Here is a 15,691-nt window from a genome sequence, read left to right on the forward strand (position 1 = left end):
GAAACGCGTCGGCGCCCGTGTCCCCGTGCGATACATCACCGTTGCCGGACCGCAATGCGGACGGGGGGTGACGCTGGGCGGACGCGTCCCCTAGATTTCCTGCCCATTGCACCGGTGATCAGCGAGGGGACGGAGTCACCACATGGCGAAAACGCCCACACCAGCACCATCGGCACCGCAGGTGTCGGGGAAACGGGGCATCTCCCCCAGGGCCGTCGTGGTCTGGAGCCTGGTCGCCCTGGTCGGCGCCGCCGGCTGGGCCACCCTCGCGCTCTCGCGGGGTGAGGAGGTCTCCGCCGCCTGGATGCTGGCAGCGGCCCTCGGCTCGTACGCCATCGCGTACCGCTTCTACTCCCGGTTCATCGCCAACCGGGTCCTGAAGGCCGACAAGAACCGCGCGACCCCGGCCGAACGGCTGGACAACGGCGTCGATTTCCACCCCACCGACCGCCGGGTCCTGTTCGGTCACCACTTCGCCGCCATCGCCGGGGCCGGACCCCTGGTCGGCCCGGTGCTCGCCGCGCAGATGGGTTATCTGCCCGGCACGATCTGGCTGGTCGTCGGCGTCATCTTCGCCGGCGCCGTCCAGGACATGGTGACGCTCTTCTTCTCCACCCGCCGCAACGGCCGTTCGCTCGGCCAGATGGCGCGCGACGAGATCGGCCCGGTCGGCGGGATCGCCGCCCTGGTCGCGGTCTTCATAATCATGATCATCCTGCTCGCGGTCCTCGCGCTGGTCATCGTGAACGCGCTCGCACACTCGCCGTGGGGCGTCTTCTCCATCGGCATGACGATCCCGATCGCCCTCTTCATGGGCGTCTATCTGCGCACCCTGCGGCCCGGCAAGGTCAGCGAGGTCTCCTTCATCGGCGTCGCGCTGCTGCTTCTCGCGATCGTCGCGGGCGGCTGGGTCGCCGAGTCGTCGTGGGCGGACTTCTTCACGCTGGAGCCGGCCACGCTGGTCATCTGGATGATCGTGTACGGGTTCTTCGCCTCCGTGCTTCCCGTCTGGCTGCTGCTGGCCCCGCGCGACTACCTCTCCACCTTCATGAAGGTCGGCACGATCGGGCTGCTGGCCCTGGGCGTGGTCGTCGCCCTGCCGACCCTGAAGATGCCCGCGGTCACCGACTTCGCGACCAGTGGCTCGGGCCCGGTCTTCGCCGGCTCGATGTTCCCCTTCGTCTTCATCACCATCGCCTGCGGCGCGCTCTCCGGCTTCCACTCCCTGGTCGCCTCCGGCACCACGCCGAAGATGGTCCAGAAGGAGACGCAGATCCGGATGATCGGCTACGGCGCCATGCTGGTCGAGTCGTTCGTGGCGATCATGGCGATGATCGCCGCCTGCATCATCGACCCCGGTCTCTACTTCGCCATCAACGCACCCGCCGGCGTGATCGGCGACAGCGTCCAGTCCGCCTCCCAGGCCGTGGCCAACTTCGGCTTCACCATCACCCCGGACGCCCTGGCCCAGGCCGCCAAGGACGTCGAGGAGGCGAGTCTGCTCTCCCGGACCGGTGGCGCGCCCACGTTCGCGCTCGGCATGGCGGAGATCTTCTCCGCGGTGGTCGGCGGGACCGCGTTGAAGGCGTTCTGGTACCACTTCGCCATCATGTTCGAGGCGCTCTTCATCCTCACCACCGTGGACGCCGGCACCCGGGTCGGGCGCTTCATGCTCCAGGACATGCTGGGCAACGTCTACAAGCCGTTCCGTGAGGTCAGCTGGAAGCCGGGCGTCTGGTTCGCCAGCGCCGTCGTGGTCGGCGGCTGGGGCTACTTCCTCTGGGTCGGCGTGCACGACCCGCTGGGCGGCATCAACCAGCTGTTCCCGCTCTTCGGCATCGCCAACCAGCTACTGGCGGCCGTCGCGCTGGCCGTCTGCACCACCCTGCTCGTCAAGTCCGGCCGCCTGAAGTGGGCGTGGGTCACCGCGGTCCCGCTCGCCTGGGACGTGGCGGTCACCCTCACCGCGAGCTGGCAGAAGATCTTCTCCGACGACGTCAAGATCGGCTTCTTCGCCCAGCGCGACAAGTACCAGGCGGGCATCGACGCGGGCGAGGTGCTGGCCCCCGCGAAGAGCATGGACGACATGCGGACCGTCGTCACCAACTCCACCGTCGACGGGGTGCTGAGCGCGCTCTTCGCGCTCCTCATCATCGTGGTGCTCGTGGACGCCGGGCGGGTCTGCTACAAGGCCATCCGCGACCCGGAGAGCGTCAAACTCCACGAAACCCCCTACGTCGAGTCCAGGCTCGTCGCCCCGGCCTCGCTCTTCGCGACCAAGGAGGAGAAGGCCGAACTGGCCGCCGCCGGAGTCGGCCCCGAGGGCGGCATCCGCAAGGAGGCGGCGGAGACGGGGAGCCGGACATGACGGTCGGGGACGTACGACGGGTGGCCGGACGGATCCGCTGGTACGTCCGTGAGCTGACCGGCGAGTCCACGTACGACCGCTATGTGGCGCACGCGAGGACCCACGATCCGGACACGCCGGTGATGACCCGTCGTGCCTTCGAACGCAGCCGCATGGACGCCCGCGAGGCGGACCCCCGCGAGGGCTTCCGCTGCTGCTGAGCACCACCACCGGCCGATCGGGGCCGCCGCACCCCTGCCAGGGACGCGGCGGCCTCTTTTCGCGCCCTCGCGCGGGCCCGGTCGCCGGTCGCATTCTCCGTGCGCGGAGCCCTCGCCGTACGAAAGGATGTGCCCATGACATCGCATCCCCGGCCGCCCCGGCTCCGTCCCGTACTCACGACCTTGGCGCTGGCCCTGAGCCTGGCGGCGGCGACGGGCTGCGGCACCGAGGTGGCGCCCGACGCGGGGGCGGCGCGGAGCGGATCGGCGGAGCCGGCGCCCGACCGGGCGGAGCTGGAGGCGCGGGCGCTGGCCGTGCAGACCGTGGCGGAGCACGTGTGGGTGACCGAAGTCCCGGGGTTCACCCTGGCCCGCCAGTCGGTCGGGGTGATCGGCGACGACGGGTTCGGCAGCGTCTACACCGCGCCCGACGGCGGGCAGATCCAGCTGCGGGTGGAGCGCCGGGTGCACGCCGGGGCCGACTGTACGAAGGACCCCGCGCCCGCCGGCGGCCAGGAGCCGCTGGTGACGTGCGAGCGGGACGGCGAGCAGTGGTACCGGGCCACGGAGTCGGGCCACGCGTACGCACGGGAACGGGGTGGAGTCGTGGTCACCGTGAGCGGGGCGCCCGAGGAGGTGGACCGGGCGACGCTGCGATCGGCGGCGCGGGCCGCCCACCGCGCCGACGACCACGAGCTGGACCAGGTGCTGCCGCCGGCCGACGAGACCGGGGGGCGGCAGCCGGTCGAGCGCGGCGACCTGCCGCCGGTGGGCGACGGCGCGCCCAACAACGACGTGGGAGCGAGCGGCTGACAGGGGAGCGAGCGGCTGACGCGGGAGCGAGCGGCCGACGCGGGAACGAGCGGCCGACGCGGGAGCTGACGTGGGAGCGAATGGCTGATGGATCTGACGATCAGGGCGGCGGAGCCCGGCGAGTACACCGTCCTCGGCGAGATCATCGCCGAGGCGTATCTCGGCGACGGTCTGCTGGACGGCCCGCAGGACCCGTATCTGCTCAGACTGCGGGCGGTGGAGCAGCGCGCGGCCGAGGCCGAGGTCCTCGTCGCGCTCGACGTGGACGGGGCCGTGCTCGGCGGCGTGACGTATGCCGCACCCGGCACCCCGTGGCGCGACATCGCGGGCGCGGACGAGGCCGAGTTCCGGATGCTGGCGGTGGCCCGCGAGGGGCGTGGGCGGGGCGTGGGAGAGGCTCTCGTGCGGGCGTGCGCCGAGCGCGCCCGGTCCGCCGACGGCGTGCGGGCCCTGGTGCTGTCGACGCAGCCGGCCATGCTCGGAGCCCATAGGATCTACCGTCGGCTCGGCTTCGTACGGACCCCCGAACGGGACTGGGAACCGGTGCCGGGGCTACGGCTCATGACCTTCCGGCTGGAGCTGGAGGCGCCCTCCTGAGGGGCGCGCTGAATCGTCGCGACACAACATGTGGGGGCCGCTTCATCCGGCGGCCCCCACATGTATGCTCGACCTCGCTGTCGCCGCAGGGGAATCCGGTGCGAATCCGGAACTGTCCCGCAACGGTGTGATCGGTGTGCTTTTGCACACCCGCAAGTCCGAAGACCTGTCGACAGCGCGTCCGGCTCGACCGAACCGGACGCCAGACGTCCGGGTCTCGCGGATAGGCCGGTGGACGCCGTCAGCTGTGCTGCCCTGCCCCGGGTTTCGCGCTGCCCGGCTTCCCCGCCTGCCGCCGGCCCCTGCCGAGCGAGGGAAAGCCCAGTGACCATCGCGCCCGCCGATCCGGTTTCAGCTACCGAATCCGCTGCCTCCACCACGTCCGGAGCAGGCACGAACGACGGACCCGGGACCGCTCTGCTGCGGACCCTGACCGACCTCACCGTCGATCTTCCCGACACCGACCCCGGACGGGTCGCCGCCGCCGCGCTGCGCGGACGCAACGCCCGCTCCGACGAGGCCGAGCTGCGCTCGCTGGCCACCGAGGCCGCCGCGGGGCTCATCTCCGAGGACCCGGCGTACTCCCGGCTGGCAGCCCGGCTGCTGACCCGCACGATCGCGGACGAGGCCGCGGGCCAGGGCGCGACGTCCTTCTCCGCCTCGGTCGCCGTGGGACACCGCGAGGGCCTGATCGCGGAGCGCACCGCCGCGTTCGTCGCGCTCCACTCGGCCGCCCTCGACCAGCTCGTCGAGCAGGCCCTGGCGGACGGCGCGGACGACCGCTTCGGCTACTTCGGTCTGCGGACGCTGCACAGCCGCTACCTGCTGCGCCACCCGATCACCCGGCAGGTCATCGAGACCCCGCAGCACTTCATGCTGCGCGTGGCCGCGGGGCTCGCCGAGGACGAGTCGGTGCGGGCGCTGGACGAGGTCGCCGCGCTCTACGGACTGATGAGCCGGCTGGACTACCTCCCCTCCTCCCCCACCCTCTTCAACTCCGGCACCCGCCACCCGCAGATGTCCTCCTGCTACCTGCTGGACTCGCCCAAGGACGAGCTGGACTCGATCTACGACCGCTACCACCAGGTGGCGCGGCTCTCCAAGCACGCGGGCGGCATCGGTCTGTCGTACTCCCGCATCCGCGCCCGGGGTTCGCTGATCCGGGGCACCAACGGGCACTCCAACGGCATCGTGCCGTTCCTGAAGACGCTGGACGCCTCCGTGGCGGCGGTGAACCAGGGCGGCCGGCGCAAGGGCGCGGCGGCGGTCTACCTCGAGACCTGGCACGCGGACATCGAGGAGTTCCTGGAGCTCCGCGACAACACCGGTGAGGACCAGCGGCGTACGCACAACCTGAACCTGGCGCACTGGATCCCGGACGAGTTCATGCGCCGGGTCGACGCGGACACCGAGTGGTCGCTGTTCTCCCCCGCCGACGTGCCCGAGCTGGTCGACCTGTGGGGCGACGCGTTCGACGCGGCCTACCGGGCGGCCGAGGCCAAGGGCCTGGCCCGCAGGACGATTCCGGCGCGTGAGCTGTACGGCCGGATGATGCGGACCCTCGCGCAGACCGGCCAGGGCTGGATGACGTTCAAGGACGCCTCCAACCGGACCGCGAACCAGACCGCCGAGCCGGGCCGGGTTGTGCACTCCTCCAACCTGTGCACGGAGATCCTCGAGGTCACGGACGACGGCGAGACGGCCGTCTGCAACCTGGGCTCGGTCAACCTGGGCGCGTTCGTGGCGGACGGCTCGATCGACTGGGACCGCCTGGACGCCACCGTGCGGACCGCCGTGACCTTCCTCGACCGGGTCGTCGACATCAACTTCTACCCGACCGAGCAGGCCGGGCGCTCCAACTCCCGCTGGCGGCCGGTCGGCCTGGGCGCGATGGGCCTCCAGGACGTCTTCTTCCAGCTGCGGCTGCCCTTCGACTCCCCCGAGGCCCGCGCGCTCTCCACGAGGATCTCCGAGCGGATCATGCTCGCCGCGTACGAGGCGTCCTGCGACCTCGCGGAGCGGTCGGGCCCGCTGCCCGCCTGGTCCGAGACCCGGGCGGCGCGCGGGGTGCTGCACCCCGACCACTACGACACCGAGCTGAACTGGCCGGAGCGCTGGGACGCCCTGCGCGCCCGGATCGCGAAGACCGGCATGCGCAACTCGCTGCTGCTGGCCATCGCGCCGACCGCCACGATCGCCTCGATCGCCGGGGTGTACGAGTGCATCGAGCCGCAGGTCTCCAACCTGTTCAAGCGCGAGACGCTCAGCGGGGAGTTCCTCCAGGTCAACGCCTACCTGGTGGACGAGCTGAAGAAGCTCGGCGTGTGGGACTCCCGCACCCGCGAGGCGCTGCGCGAGGCGAGCGGCTCCGTGCAGGGCTTCGGCTGGATCCCCGAGGATGTGCGGGCGCTGTACCGCACGGCGTGGGAGATCCCCCAGCGCGGCCTGATCGACATGGCGGCGGCCCGTACGCCGTTCCTCGACCAGAGCCAGTCGCTCAACCTGTTCCTGGAGACGCCGACGATCGGCAAGCTCTCCTCGATGTACGCGTACGCCTGGAAGCAGGGGCTGAAGACGACGTACTACCTGCGTTCGCGCCCGGCGACCCGGATCGCCCGTGCCGCGTCCGGCCAGGCGTCGGCCGCCGCCCCGATCCCCGTACAGCAGGCGTCGGCTCCCGACGCGGACGCCCTCGCCTGCTCCCTGGAAAACCCCGAGTCCTGCGAGGCCTGCCAGTAATGAGCACCAACGACCACAAGAACCTGCTCGACCCGGGCTTCGAACTGACCCTGCGTCCCATGCGCTACCCGGACTTCTACGAGCGCTACCGGGACGCGATCAAGAACACCTGGACCGTGGAGGAGGTCGACCTCCACTCGGACGTCTCCGACCTCGCCAAGCTGTCGCCGGGTGAGCAGCACATGATCGGCCGGCTGGTGGCGTTCTTCGCGACCGGTGACTCGATCGTCTCCAACAACCTCGTGCTGACGCTGTACAAGCACATCAACTCCCCCGAGGCGCGGCTGTACCTGTCGCGGCAGCTCTTCGAGGAGGCCGTGCACGTCCAGTTCTATCTGACGCTGCTGGACACCTATCTGCCCGACCCGGACGACCGGGCGGCCGCGTTCGACGCGGTCGAGGAGATCCCCTCGATCCGCGAGAAGGCGCAGTTCTGCTTCAAGTGGATGGACTCGGTCGAGAAGATCGACCGGCTGGAGACGAAGGCCGACCGCCGCCGCTTCCTGCTGAACCTGATCTGCTTCGCGGCCTGCATCGAGGGGCTGTTCTTCTACGGCGCTTTCGCGTACGTGTACTGGTTCCGCTCGCGGGGTCTGCTGCACGGTCTCGCCACGGGCACCAACTGGGTGTTCCGTGACGAGACGATGCACATGAACTTCGCGTTCGAGGTCGTGGACACCGTCCGCAAGGAGGAGCCGGAGCTCTTCGACGACGCGCTGGAGCAGCAGGTCACCGACATGCTGCGGGAAGCGGTCGAGGCGGAGCTGCAGTTCGGCCGCGACCTGTGCGGCGAGGGCCTGCCGGGCATGAACACCGAGTCGATGCGCCAGTACCTGGAGTGCGTCGCCGACCAGCGGCTCGCCCGCCTCGGCTTCCCGACGGTGTACGGCTCGGAGAACCCGTTCTCCTTCATGGAGCTCCAGGGCGTCCAGGAGCTGACGAACTTCTTCGAGCGCCGCCCGTCCGCCTACCAGGTGGCGGTCGAGGGATCGGTCGGGTTCGACGACGACTTCTAGACCCTCGCCCAGTTCCTGAGGTAGGGGCGCCGCGCGGCCGTCACCGGTCGCGCGGCGCTCTGCGTTTCCGGGGGTCCGGCCGCGCGCCGCCCGCGTTCCGCCTCCCGCAGCTGGCGGTCGATGCGGCGTTCGCGGGCGACGCCGAGGGCCACGGGCGCCAGGACGAGGGCGAAAAGTACGGCTACGACCAGGTAGTTCAGGATTGTGTTCATGCCTCTACTCTGGACCGCCGGAACGAAAATCATCAGTGGCAGGACTGCCATGAGGCATCAAATAGCTGCCACACTCACACCATGCTGACCAATGTCGCCGCCCTCCTCCTCGACGAGGTCCATCCCTTCGAACTCGGCGTCCTGTGCGAGGTGTTCGGCCTGGACCGCAGCGAGGAAGGCCTGCCGGTGCACGACTTCGCGGTGGTCTCCGCCGAGGGCCCGGTCCTGAACACCCACGCGGGCTTCACCATCTCCACGCCGCACGGCCTGGAGCGGCTGGAGGAGGCCGACCTCATCGCCGTGCCGGCGGGCAGCCACTTCGTGCGGCGGGAGTATCCCGAGGAGGTGCTCGACGCCCTGCGCCGGGCCGTGGCGCGCGGCTCACGGGTGCTGAGCGTCTGCTCGGGGGCGTACGTCCTCGGCGCGGCCGGACTGCTGGACGGCCGCCGCTGCACCACGCACTGGCGGCACGCGGCGGAGCTGTCGCGGCGCTTCCCGAAGGCGATCGTCGAGCCGGACGTGCTGTACGTGGACGAGGGCGCGGTGATCAGTTCGGCGGGCACCGCCGCCGGGATCGACGCGTGTCTGCATCTGATCCGGCAGGAGTACGGCCAGGAGGCGGCCAACACCCTCGCCCGGCGCATGGTGGTGCCGCCGCACCGGGACGGCGGGCAGGCGCAGTACATCAGCCGCCCACTGCCCCGGAGCTCCTGCGACACGGTCGGCTCGACCCTGGCCTGGATGGAGCAGCACCTCGACCAGGAGATGAGCGTGGAGCAGCTGGCGGCGCTGGCGCACATGTCGCCGCGCACCTTCGCCCGGCGGTTCCAGCAGGAGACCGGGACCACGCCCTACCGGTGGCTGCTGCGGCAGCGGGTGCTGCTGGCCCAGCATCTGCTGGAGACGTCCGAGCTGACGATCGACACGATCGCGGGGCAGACGGGCTTCGGTACGGCGGCGACCCTGCGACACCAGTTCGTGCGGTCGCTGGGCACGACACCGAACGCCTACCGCCGCACCTTCCGGGGTCCGGCGACCGCCTCCGTGCCCGACGTCGCCTGAGCGCACCGGGCACGGAGGGGCCTGGAGGGAGGCCCGGACCCACGAGGAGACCCGGGGAGAGTCAGATACCGCAGCTGGGCGCCGACCAGAAGCGGCTGGGGCCCTGGTTGACGTGCACGTGGTCGTTGTGGCCGCTGTAACCCGGGCCGAGGATGCCCCGGAAGCCGTGGTAGCGGGCCTGCTTGGCCAGCGTGCACAGCGAGTGCGGGGAGGCGCCGAGGTCGACCGCGTCGCCGTACATATGGCGGCTGTTGGAGGCTCCGCCCACGGCCGCGTTGCAGGAGACGGAGCGGAAGCCGCTGGTGACCCGGATGGACTGGTCGCCCAGCGCGTGGCGCAGTGCCTCCAGCTTCCACATGCTGCTCAGCGCGTTGGCCTTGGCCGTGCCCGCCGCGACCTTCCCGCCGGCCCAGGTGCTGTTGCACTTGTTGAGCTCGGGGTACGTGAAGTGGATCGGCGTGCAGTCGTTGTCCTGGAGCGCGTAGAGCTTGGACTGGGTGGCCGGCCCGGCGATCCCGTCGGCGGCCAGGCCGTAGGCCGCCTGGAACCGCTTGACGGCGGCGGTGGTAGCGGGGCCGTAGGAACCGTCGATGGCGAGCACCGCGTTGTAGCCCGGGTAGCCGGCCACCCGGATCTGGAGCTGGGTGACATCGTTGCCGGTGGCCCCGGCCTTCAGGGTGCGGTTCCAGGTGTAGCAGCCGTCGGCCTGGGCGGTGCCGGCGGTCAGCACCGCACCCCCCAGCGCGAACGCAATGGTCATGACAAGTCCGAGCAGAACACGTGCGGTGCGTCTCAGCACAGGGGTCTCCCTCTGAACGTCACGGTCGATGTGCACGCGAGCCTGGCGCAGACAGCTACGCGCGTCAACTACGTCTGGGGAAACTGCAGTTATCTGCCAGGGGAGGAGCGGAAACCGACAGGGACCCGGCACCGGCGAACCGGTAACGGGTCCCTGCGGAGGCGTCCGTCCTCAGGCGTTCGGGACGACCTCGTAGCGCGGAGTGCCCTCGTCCATCTGCCGCAGCGCGTCCTTGCGCTCCCGCTTGGAGAGCCGGTCGATGTACAGGTAGCCGTACAGGTGGTCCGTCTCGTGCTGGAGGCACCGCGCGAAGTAGCCGCTGCCCCGCACCTTGACCGGATTGCCCTGCGCGTCCTGCCCGCGCACCACCGCGTAGTCCGGGCGGGCGAGCGAGGCGTACGCGGTCGGGACCGAGAGGCAGCCCTCGTTGGAGTCGTCCAGCACCCGCGCCTCGGGAGCCAGCTCCTCCAGGACCGGGTTGCAGATGACGCCGGTGTGGCGCACCCCGTCGTCGTCGGGGCAGTCGTAGACGAAGACCTTCAGGTCCACGCCGATCTGGTTGGCGGCCAGGCCGACGCCCTCGGCCGTCTTCTGGCTGGCGAACATGTCGTCGATCAGCCGCGCCAGCTCGTCGTCGAACGCGGTGACGTCCTTGCACTCCTTGTGCAGCACCGGGTTGCCCACGACCGTGATCGGACGGGAGGTGCCACGCTCGCGGTAGGCCGCCTCGCGCTCCTCGCAGTCCTCCGTGTCGACGAGGAACCCCTCGTCGTCCACTCCGATCCGCCCGTCCGTCTCCTGCTGCGACATGTCCGCCGTACGCCTTCCTGCAAAACCTCAAAGTCGGTGACCCGAGAGCCCCGGGTACCCGGGCGCTCGGAGGAACAGCACCGCGATCGGTGCGCGTACAGCCTACGGGCAGAGGTCAGCAGACTTCTTCGAGATCCCGCCACTCGCGGCTGTCCGGGCTGTCGGCGACCCAGCCGTCCAGCAGGCCGCGCACCAGCCCGGCGGGGGCCGCGAGACCGCACTCGCGCTCCGGGACCCACAGGTCTCCGGCGCCCGCGGTGCGGTGGCCCAGCGGCCCGGGATGGCCCGGCTCGCTGTGATCGTGCGGGTCCAGGTGCTCCCCGTCGCCCTCGTCGCTCTCCATCCGGCTCTCCGAGCACGCCCGGCACAGCAGCCGTACGGAGGAGGACCAGTCCTCGGCGGCGAACCCGGCGTCCGAGGCCAGCTTCTCCAGCGCGTCCCGGTCGTCCTCGGTCGCCGCCTCCAGCAGCACCACCCAGGTCGGCACCGGGGACGGGGCCCACAGCTCGATCTCGTCGAACACCGGATACGAGGGCCCGGCCGCGGTGACCCGCTCGCCGTTGGGCACCCCGTCGTGCAGGACGACCTCGCCCCAGCGCCGCCCGGAGGACGGCAGCGGGATCGAGAGCACCTCGATCCGGGCCGGGTCGAGCCGGCGGCCCCAGACCACCTCGGCCTCGCCCTCCGGCGAGAGCCGCACGGCGGCGCTGCCCAGCTCCATACCGGTCGGCTCGGTGGTGGCCGCGCTGTGCTGACCGCCGCCGGGGACCTTCAGTCCGTACGCCTGCCAGGCCCGCCGCGCCAGCGGCCAGTCCTGGAGCGCGGTGGCCGCGATCCCGACGTTCCACCAGTCCGGGGCGCCCGACTCCCGGTCGAGCAGCGCGACGGCCCGCAGTCCCGCCGCCCTCGCCTGCTCCCAGTCGTGCCGGAACTTGTGCAGCAGCGCCAGATTGAACCAGGACTCCGAGAGCCAGGGCTCCAGATCCGCCGCGCGCGTCAGCAGCGCCCCCGCGTCCTCGTACCGGCCGTCGCCGATCAGCGTGAACGCGCGGTCCGTGGCCTGCCGCCAAGAGGCGGACGGCCGATGCCGTACCTTCCCGAAGATCCTCACGATTCCCGCCTGTCCCGACTGGACACCCTCGTCATTCGCTCTGCTTTCGCATCCAACCATGCCCGGCCGGACGCCCGCTCATTACCCATGGGTTACCCAGCTCCGGCCGGGGTCAGACCGCCCGCGCGAAGGCGCGTCCCCACGCCTTGGCCACCGGTTGCCGGTGGCCCCGCCCGGTGCCGGGGCCGAGCCGCTCCAGCGCTGCCCCGGACATGCGTGGGCCGCTGTGCCCGGGCGATCGGGGCACAGCGGCCGTCGCACCGGACCTCGGGGATCCGCCGGTGCATCTGCGGGTGGACTACTCGGCGGCGGACGCCGACCGGTCGGCGTCCTGCACGGTCAGATCCTGCTCGGGCACGGCCTCGCCGGCCCGGATCAGGTCGATCCGGCCCATCACCTTGGAGCGCAGGTCGGCCGGGACGTCGTCCTGCCCGCAGCAGCGCTTGACCAGCTTCTTCACGGCCTGTTCGAGGCCGTACTTCTCCAGGCACGGGGAGCACTCCTCGAAGTGCACCTCGAACTTGGTGCAGTCGCCCTCGGGCATCTCCCGGTCGAGAAACTCGTAGAGATGGTCGAGGACCTCCGAGCAATCCGTCTCGTGCGGCTCTCCGCAGCTCATGAGGCCGAGCCCTTCCGATCGTCCGAGTCACCGGCGCCGGCCGCGACGAGCCCGCGCTCACGGGCGTAGTCCTCCAGCATGCCGCGCAGCTGGCGGCGGCCACGGTGCAGCCGGGACATCACCGTACCGATGGGAGTCCCCATGATGTCCGCGATCTCCTTGTAGGCAAAGCCCTCGACATCGGCGAGATACACGGCGATGCGGAACTCCTCGGGAATCGCCTGGAGCGCCGACTTCACGTCGGAGTCCGGGAGATGGTCGAGCGCCTGGGACTCCGCCGAACGCAGACCGGTCGACATGTGCGACTCGGCCCGTGCCAGCTGCCAGTCCTCGATCTCCTCGGCGGCGCTGCGCTGGGGCTCCCGCTGCTTCTTGCGGTACGAGTTGATGAAGGTGTTGGTCAGAATGCGGTACATCCACGCCTTGAGGTTCGTACCCTCACGGAACTGGTGGAAGGAGCCGTACGCCTTGGCGTAGGTCTCCTGGACCAGGTCCTCGGCATCGGCCGGGTTACGCGTCATGCGCAGTGCGGCCGAGTACATCTGGTCGAGAAAGCCGAGGGCGTCCCGCTCGAAGCGCGCGTTGCGCTCGGCGGACGTCTCGGGTGCACGGCCGTCGTCGGTCCCTGTGTCGGTCCCAGTGACCGGACCCACCTCCTCCAACGATGTGGCGGAGCCGAAACCGGACCCGCTCGCATCGGAGAATAGTCGACCTTGCTTCGAGACGGGCGCTCGATCAGCACCGCCCGCCGGCCGCTCGTGGCTGGTCCTCGCCGCAGGCAGCACGGTCCACTCCAGGTCAGCGGCGTTCGAGCGGCTGGGGCAGATGGTCGAACCCATGCGACGGACTCCCTCTCCACGTTGTTCGGGGGTACCACGTATCTGTACCGACGTCCCGAACAACAGCGCCCCCCGGCGGAGCATTCCCGGGGCCTGTGCCACGTGCGTGAGGCCCGGGTCACTCCGGGGCGGATCCGGTCATCCGAGTGACGCGATCCACCCGGCCACCGCGTCGGTGAGGACGCGCATCGTCTCCTCCTCGGTCCGCCCCGACCTCTTCGGCACCGCGAACCCGTGGTCGCCGCGGTCCACTTCGGCCAGCTCGTACGGGCCGGGCGGGAACTCGTCGGGACGGCCGAACGGATCGTTGCCGCCCTGCACCACCAGGGTGGGCACTCCGGCGCCGAGCAGTTCGTCGGCGCGGGACTTCTCGGGCCTGCCCGGGGGATGCAGCGGGAAGCTGAGCGCGAGGACAGCCGCCGCGCCCAGCTCCGTCGCCGTACGGCAGGCGACCCGGGCCCCGGCGCTGCGGCCCCCGGAGACGACGGGAAGGCCGGGAGCGGCCAGGGCGGGCCACAGACCGCGCCAGCCGGTGTCCAGGGTCTTCGGGGCGGGGGCGACCTTCTTTCCGGCCACCCGCCACGGCTGCTCCACCAGGGCGACGGTGACGCCGTGCCCGGGCAGGGCCGCGGCCAGGGCCTTCAGATCGCGGGCCTCGATGCCGCCGCCCGCCCCGTGGCTCACGGCCAGCACGAGGCGGGGCGCGGGCGCTGGGACCCAGGTGATCCGGGCCTCACCGGCGTCGGTGGTGACGTTCTGCGTACGTGGTTGACGGCTCACCGCGCCATCCTCTCCCGGGCGGCCGCCCAGCTCCCGCCGGCCACCCACGCTCCCGCGCGCCGCTCAGAACAGCGTGGACTCCTCCGGCGCGGCCAGCTCCTCCAGCAGTTCGGGCCCGTTGTTGCGCACGTTGCTGACGGTGGTGGCGACCGGGTAGGCGCGCATCAGCCCGCCGGGCGGCGGCTCCAGCAGCGCGCGCAGCTCCTCGACACCCGTGTGCGTGGGATCCAGCCAGGTGTCCCAGCGGTCGGGGGTGAGCATCAGCGGCATCCGGGGGTGGATGTCGGCGAGCGCGCCGGGCCCCTCGGCGGGGGCGACGGCCAGCGGGGTGGTCTCCGCCTCGGTGGTGATCACCGAGCACGTCACCCACCAGGCGTGTCCGTGGTCGCCGGGCAGTGTCGCGTCGCGCCAGAACTCGTACAGTCCGGCCATCGCGAATACGGACCCGTCGGCGGGGGTCACGAAGTAGGGCTGCTTGCGAGCCCGCTTCTTGCCCTTCTTCTCCTCCAGCTGCCGTTCCTCCGAACCGGTGACCCACTCGTAGTAGCCGTCGGCGGGCAGGATGCAGCGGCGCTGGGCGAAGGCGCGGCGGAAGGAAGGCTTCTCGTGCACGGTCTCCGCGCGGGCGTTGATCATCCGGGCGGCGCCTTCGGGGGTCTTCGACCAGGACGGCACGAGTCCCCATTTCAGGGCACGCAGCTGGCGAACCGGACGCTGGTCGTCGGCGTCCTTAACAGGACGCTCCAGAACCGCGTAGACCTCTTTGGTCGGCGCCACGTTCCAGTCCGGCTCCAGGGTCTCGGTGGGTTCCCACTTCTCGACGCCGAAGAGCCCGGTCAGGTCCTCGGGGTTCCGGCTCGCCGCATACCGTCCGCACATAGGTGCCAGACTGCCACGACCGCCCACCCCGACCGCAAGGAGCCGCCCGGCCGATGAACAGCACCGAATTGGGCGATCTGTGGGATCGCGTCACCGGAACCCAGTCCGCTCCCGAGCAGTGGCTGGTGGTGGTGACGGCCACGCTCGCCCTCATCGCCGTCGTGCCCAACCCGATATGGCGGCTCGCGCGCAACACCATCACCATCGCGCACGAGGGCGGCCACGGGCTGGTGGCGCTGCTCACCGGGCGCCGGCTCTCCGGCATCCGGCTGCACTCGGACACCAGCGGCCTGACCGTGAGCCGCGGCAAGCCGACGGGGATCGGCATGATCCTCACGGCGGCGGCGGGCTACACGGCCCCCTCGCTGCTGGGCCTGGGCGGTGCCTGGCTCCTGACCAACGGCAGGATCACCCTCCTGCTGTGGGTGGCGACGGCCCTGCTCGCGGTGATGCTGGTGATGATCCGCAATGTGTACGGGGCCCTCACCGTCATTCTGACCGGCACCGCGTTCCTGCTGGTGTCCTGGCTGGCCTCCTCGGACGTCCAGTCGGCGTTCGCGTACGCGGTGGTGTGGTTCCTGCTGCTGGGCGGGGTGCGGCCGCCGTTCGAGCTCCAGTCCAAGCGGCGCCACGGCGGCGCCCCGGACTCCGACGCGGACCAGCTGGCCCGGCTGACCCACGCCCCGGCGGTGCTGTGGCTCTTCCTCTTCCACGCGGTGTCGCTGTGCTCGCTGATCGGCGGCGGGCGGTGGTTGCTGGGGTGGTGAGGGCCGATTGAGCCGCCCCGGTCCGTACCACTCCTTCATTACGAGGCGGTTTCCGCCCTTTTGGTGACGATCCGGGTTTG

16 protein-coding genes and 1 riboswitch are annotated in these 15,691 nt (G+C 70.9%); of the genes, 8 read left to right on the top strand and 8 right to left on the bottom strand.

Going from position 1 to position 15,691, the window contains the following annotated elements:
* The first annotated feature begins 142 nt into the window (after positions 1–142).
* The 6 genes from N7925_RS10670 (at position 143) to N7925_RS10695 (ending at position 7,733) form a co-directional block, all read left to right on the top strand.
* Positions 143–2,368 (top strand): carbon starvation CstA family protein, encoded by a 2,226-nt coding sequence (locus N7925_RS10670; protein WP_274343727.1) that lies wholly within the window; start codon positions 143–145, stop codon positions 2,366–2,368.
* Complete coding sequence (locus N7925_RS10675; RefSeq protein WP_265599428.1) at positions 2,365–2,568, top strand: YbdD/YjiX family protein; 204 nt, start codon at positions 2,365–2,367, stop codon at positions 2,566–2,568. The genes N7925_RS10670 and N7925_RS10675 overlap by 4 nt, the downstream gene beginning before the upstream one ends.
* 135 nt (positions 2,569–2,703) lie before the next feature.
* A complete protein-coding gene (locus N7925_RS10680; protein WP_265599429.1) occupies positions 2,704–3,381 on the top strand; it encodes a hypothetical protein in 678 nt (225 codons plus the stop codon).
* A gap of 87 nt (positions 3,382–3,468) precedes the next feature.
* A complete protein-coding gene (locus N7925_RS10685; RefSeq protein ID WP_265599430.1) occupies positions 3,469–3,978 on the top strand; it encodes a GNAT family N-acetyltransferase in 510 nt (169 codons plus the stop codon).
* Positions 3,979–4,042: 64 nt separating this feature from the next.
* Positions 4,043–4,166, top strand: a riboswitch (cobalamin riboswitch).
* A gap of 136 nt (positions 4,167–4,302) precedes the next feature.
* Positions 4,303–6,717 carry a ribonucleoside-diphosphate reductase subunit alpha gene (locus N7925_RS10690; RefSeq protein ID WP_265599431.1) on the top strand — a complete coding sequence of 805 codons (2,415 nt, stop codon included), beginning with the start codon at positions 4,303–4,305 and terminating at the stop codon, positions 6,715–6,717.
* Positions 6,717–7,733 carry a ribonucleotide-diphosphate reductase subunit beta gene (locus N7925_RS10695; protein ID WP_018959144.1) on the top strand — a complete coding sequence of 339 codons (1,017 nt, stop codon included), beginning with the start codon at positions 6,717–6,719 and terminating at the stop codon, positions 7,731–7,733. Before N7925_RS10690 ends, N7925_RS10695 begins: the two co-directional genes overlap by 1 nt.
* Here N7925_RS10695 and N7925_RS10700 read toward each other — a convergent pair.
* On the bottom strand, positions 7,730–7,945 hold the full coding sequence (locus tag N7925_RS10700) for a hypothetical protein (protein ID WP_265599432.1): 216 nt from the start codon (positions 7,943–7,945) through the stop codon (positions 7,730–7,732). The two genes, N7925_RS10695 and N7925_RS10700, sit on opposite strands and share 4 nt — an antisense overlap.
* 81 nt (positions 7,946–8,026) lie before the next feature.
* Here N7925_RS10700 and N7925_RS10705 point away from each other — a divergent pair, with 81 nt between their 5' ends.
* The gene (locus N7925_RS10705) at positions 8,027–9,007 is read left to right on the top strand and encodes a helix-turn-helix domain-containing protein (protein ID WP_265599433.1); all 981 of its coding nucleotides are present in this window, start codon (positions 8,027–8,029) and stop codon (positions 9,005–9,007) included.
* Between the two features lie 61 nt (positions 9,008–9,068).
* On the opposite strand, the gene N7925_RS10710 is transcribed toward N7925_RS10705, so the two are convergent.
* The 7 genes from N7925_RS10710 to N7925_RS10740 all read right to left on the bottom strand — a co-directional run bounded on the left by N7925_RS10710 (position 9,069) and on the right by N7925_RS10740 (position 14,844).
* Positions 9,069–9,806, bottom strand: a complete 738-nt coding sequence (locus tag N7925_RS10710; RefSeq protein ID WP_265599434.1) for a D-Ala-D-Ala carboxypeptidase family metallohydrolase — start codon at positions 9,804–9,806, stop codon at positions 9,069–9,071.
* 171 nt (positions 9,807–9,977) lie between these two features.
* A complete protein-coding gene (def, locus tag N7925_RS10715; protein ID WP_018959148.1) occupies positions 9,978–10,616 on the bottom strand; it encodes a peptide deformylase in 639 nt (212 codons plus the stop codon).
* Between the two features lie 115 nt (positions 10,617–10,731).
* Positions 10,732–11,727, bottom strand: a complete 996-nt coding sequence (locus N7925_RS10720) for a tetratricopeptide repeat protein (protein WP_018959149.1) — start codon at positions 11,725–11,727, stop codon at positions 10,732–10,734.
* A gap of 298 nt (positions 11,728–12,025) precedes the next feature.
* Complete coding sequence (gene rsrA / locus N7925_RS10725; protein ID WP_265599435.1) at positions 12,026–12,346, bottom strand: mycothiol system anti-sigma-R factor; 321 nt, start codon at positions 12,344–12,346, stop codon at positions 12,026–12,028.
* Entirely contained in the window at positions 12,343–12,999 is a 657-nt protein-coding gene (locus tag N7925_RS10730) for a sigma-70 family RNA polymerase sigma factor (RefSeq protein WP_007458152.1), read from the bottom strand. The genes rsrA and N7925_RS10730 overlap by 4 nt, the downstream gene beginning before the upstream one ends.
* Positions 13,000–13,323: 324 nt before the next feature.
* Entirely contained in the window at positions 13,324–13,965 is a 642-nt protein-coding gene (locus N7925_RS10735) for an alpha/beta hydrolase family protein (RefSeq protein WP_265599436.1), read from the bottom strand.
* A gap of 63 nt (positions 13,966–14,028) precedes the next feature.
* Complete coding sequence (locus N7925_RS10740; RefSeq protein WP_265599437.1) at positions 14,029–14,844, bottom strand: SOS response-associated peptidase; 816 nt, start codon at positions 14,842–14,844, stop codon at positions 14,029–14,031.
* A 53-nt stretch (positions 14,845–14,897) separates the two neighbouring features.
* Here N7925_RS10740 and N7925_RS10745 point away from each other — a divergent pair, with 53 nt between their 5' ends.
* A complete protein-coding gene (locus N7925_RS10745) occupies positions 14,898–15,611 on the top strand; it encodes a M50 family metallopeptidase (protein WP_274343728.1) in 714 nt (237 codons plus the stop codon).
* Positions 15,612–15,691: the final 80 nt, after the last annotated feature.

The sequence above is a fragment of the Streptomyces sp. CA-278952 genome, assembly GCF_028747205.1.
Lineage (GTDB): Bacteria > Actinomycetota > Actinomycetes > Streptomycetales > Streptomycetaceae > Streptomyces.

Bases quoted from the DNA above. Each gene is read 5' to 3' on its own strand.
- N7925_RS10670 (WP_274343727.1), top strand. From the start codon at position 143: ATGGCGAAAACGCCCACACCAGCACCATCGGCACCGCAGGTGTCGGGG.
- N7925_RS10675 (WP_265599428.1), top strand. From the start codon at position 2,365: ATGACGGTCGGGGACGTACGACGGGTGGCCGGACGGATCCGCTGGTAC.
- N7925_RS10680 (WP_265599429.1), top strand. From the start codon at position 2,704: ATGACATCGCATCCCCGGCCGCCCCGGCTCCGTCCCGTACTCACGACC.
- N7925_RS10685 (WP_265599430.1), top strand. From the start codon at position 3,469: ATGGATCTGACGATCAGGGCGGCGGAGCCCGGCGAGTACACCGTCCTC.
- N7925_RS10695 (WP_018959144.1), top strand. From the start codon at position 6,717: ATGAGCACCAACGACCACAAGAACCTGCTCGACCCGGGCTTCGAACTG.
- N7925_RS10700 (WP_265599432.1), bottom strand. From the start codon at position 7,945: ATGAACACAATCCTGAACTACCTGGTCGTAGCCGTACTTTTCGCCCTC.
- N7925_RS10705 (WP_265599433.1), top strand. From the start codon at position 8,027: ATGCTGACCAATGTCGCCGCCCTCCTCCTCGACGAGGTCCATCCCTTC.
- def (WP_018959148.1), bottom strand. From the start codon at position 10,616: ATGTCGCAGCAGGAGACGGACGGGCGGATCGGAGTGGACGACGAGGGG.
- rsrA (WP_265599435.1), bottom strand. From the start codon at position 12,346: ATGAGCTGCGGAGAGCCGCACGAGACGGATTGCTCGGAGGTCCTCGAC.
- N7925_RS10740 (WP_265599437.1), bottom strand. From the start codon at position 14,844: ATGTGCGGACGGTATGCGGCGAGCCGGAACCCCGAGGACCTGACCGGG.
- N7925_RS10745 (WP_274343728.1), top strand. From the start codon at position 14,898: ATGAACAGCACCGAATTGGGCGATCTGTGGGATCGCGTCACCGGAACC.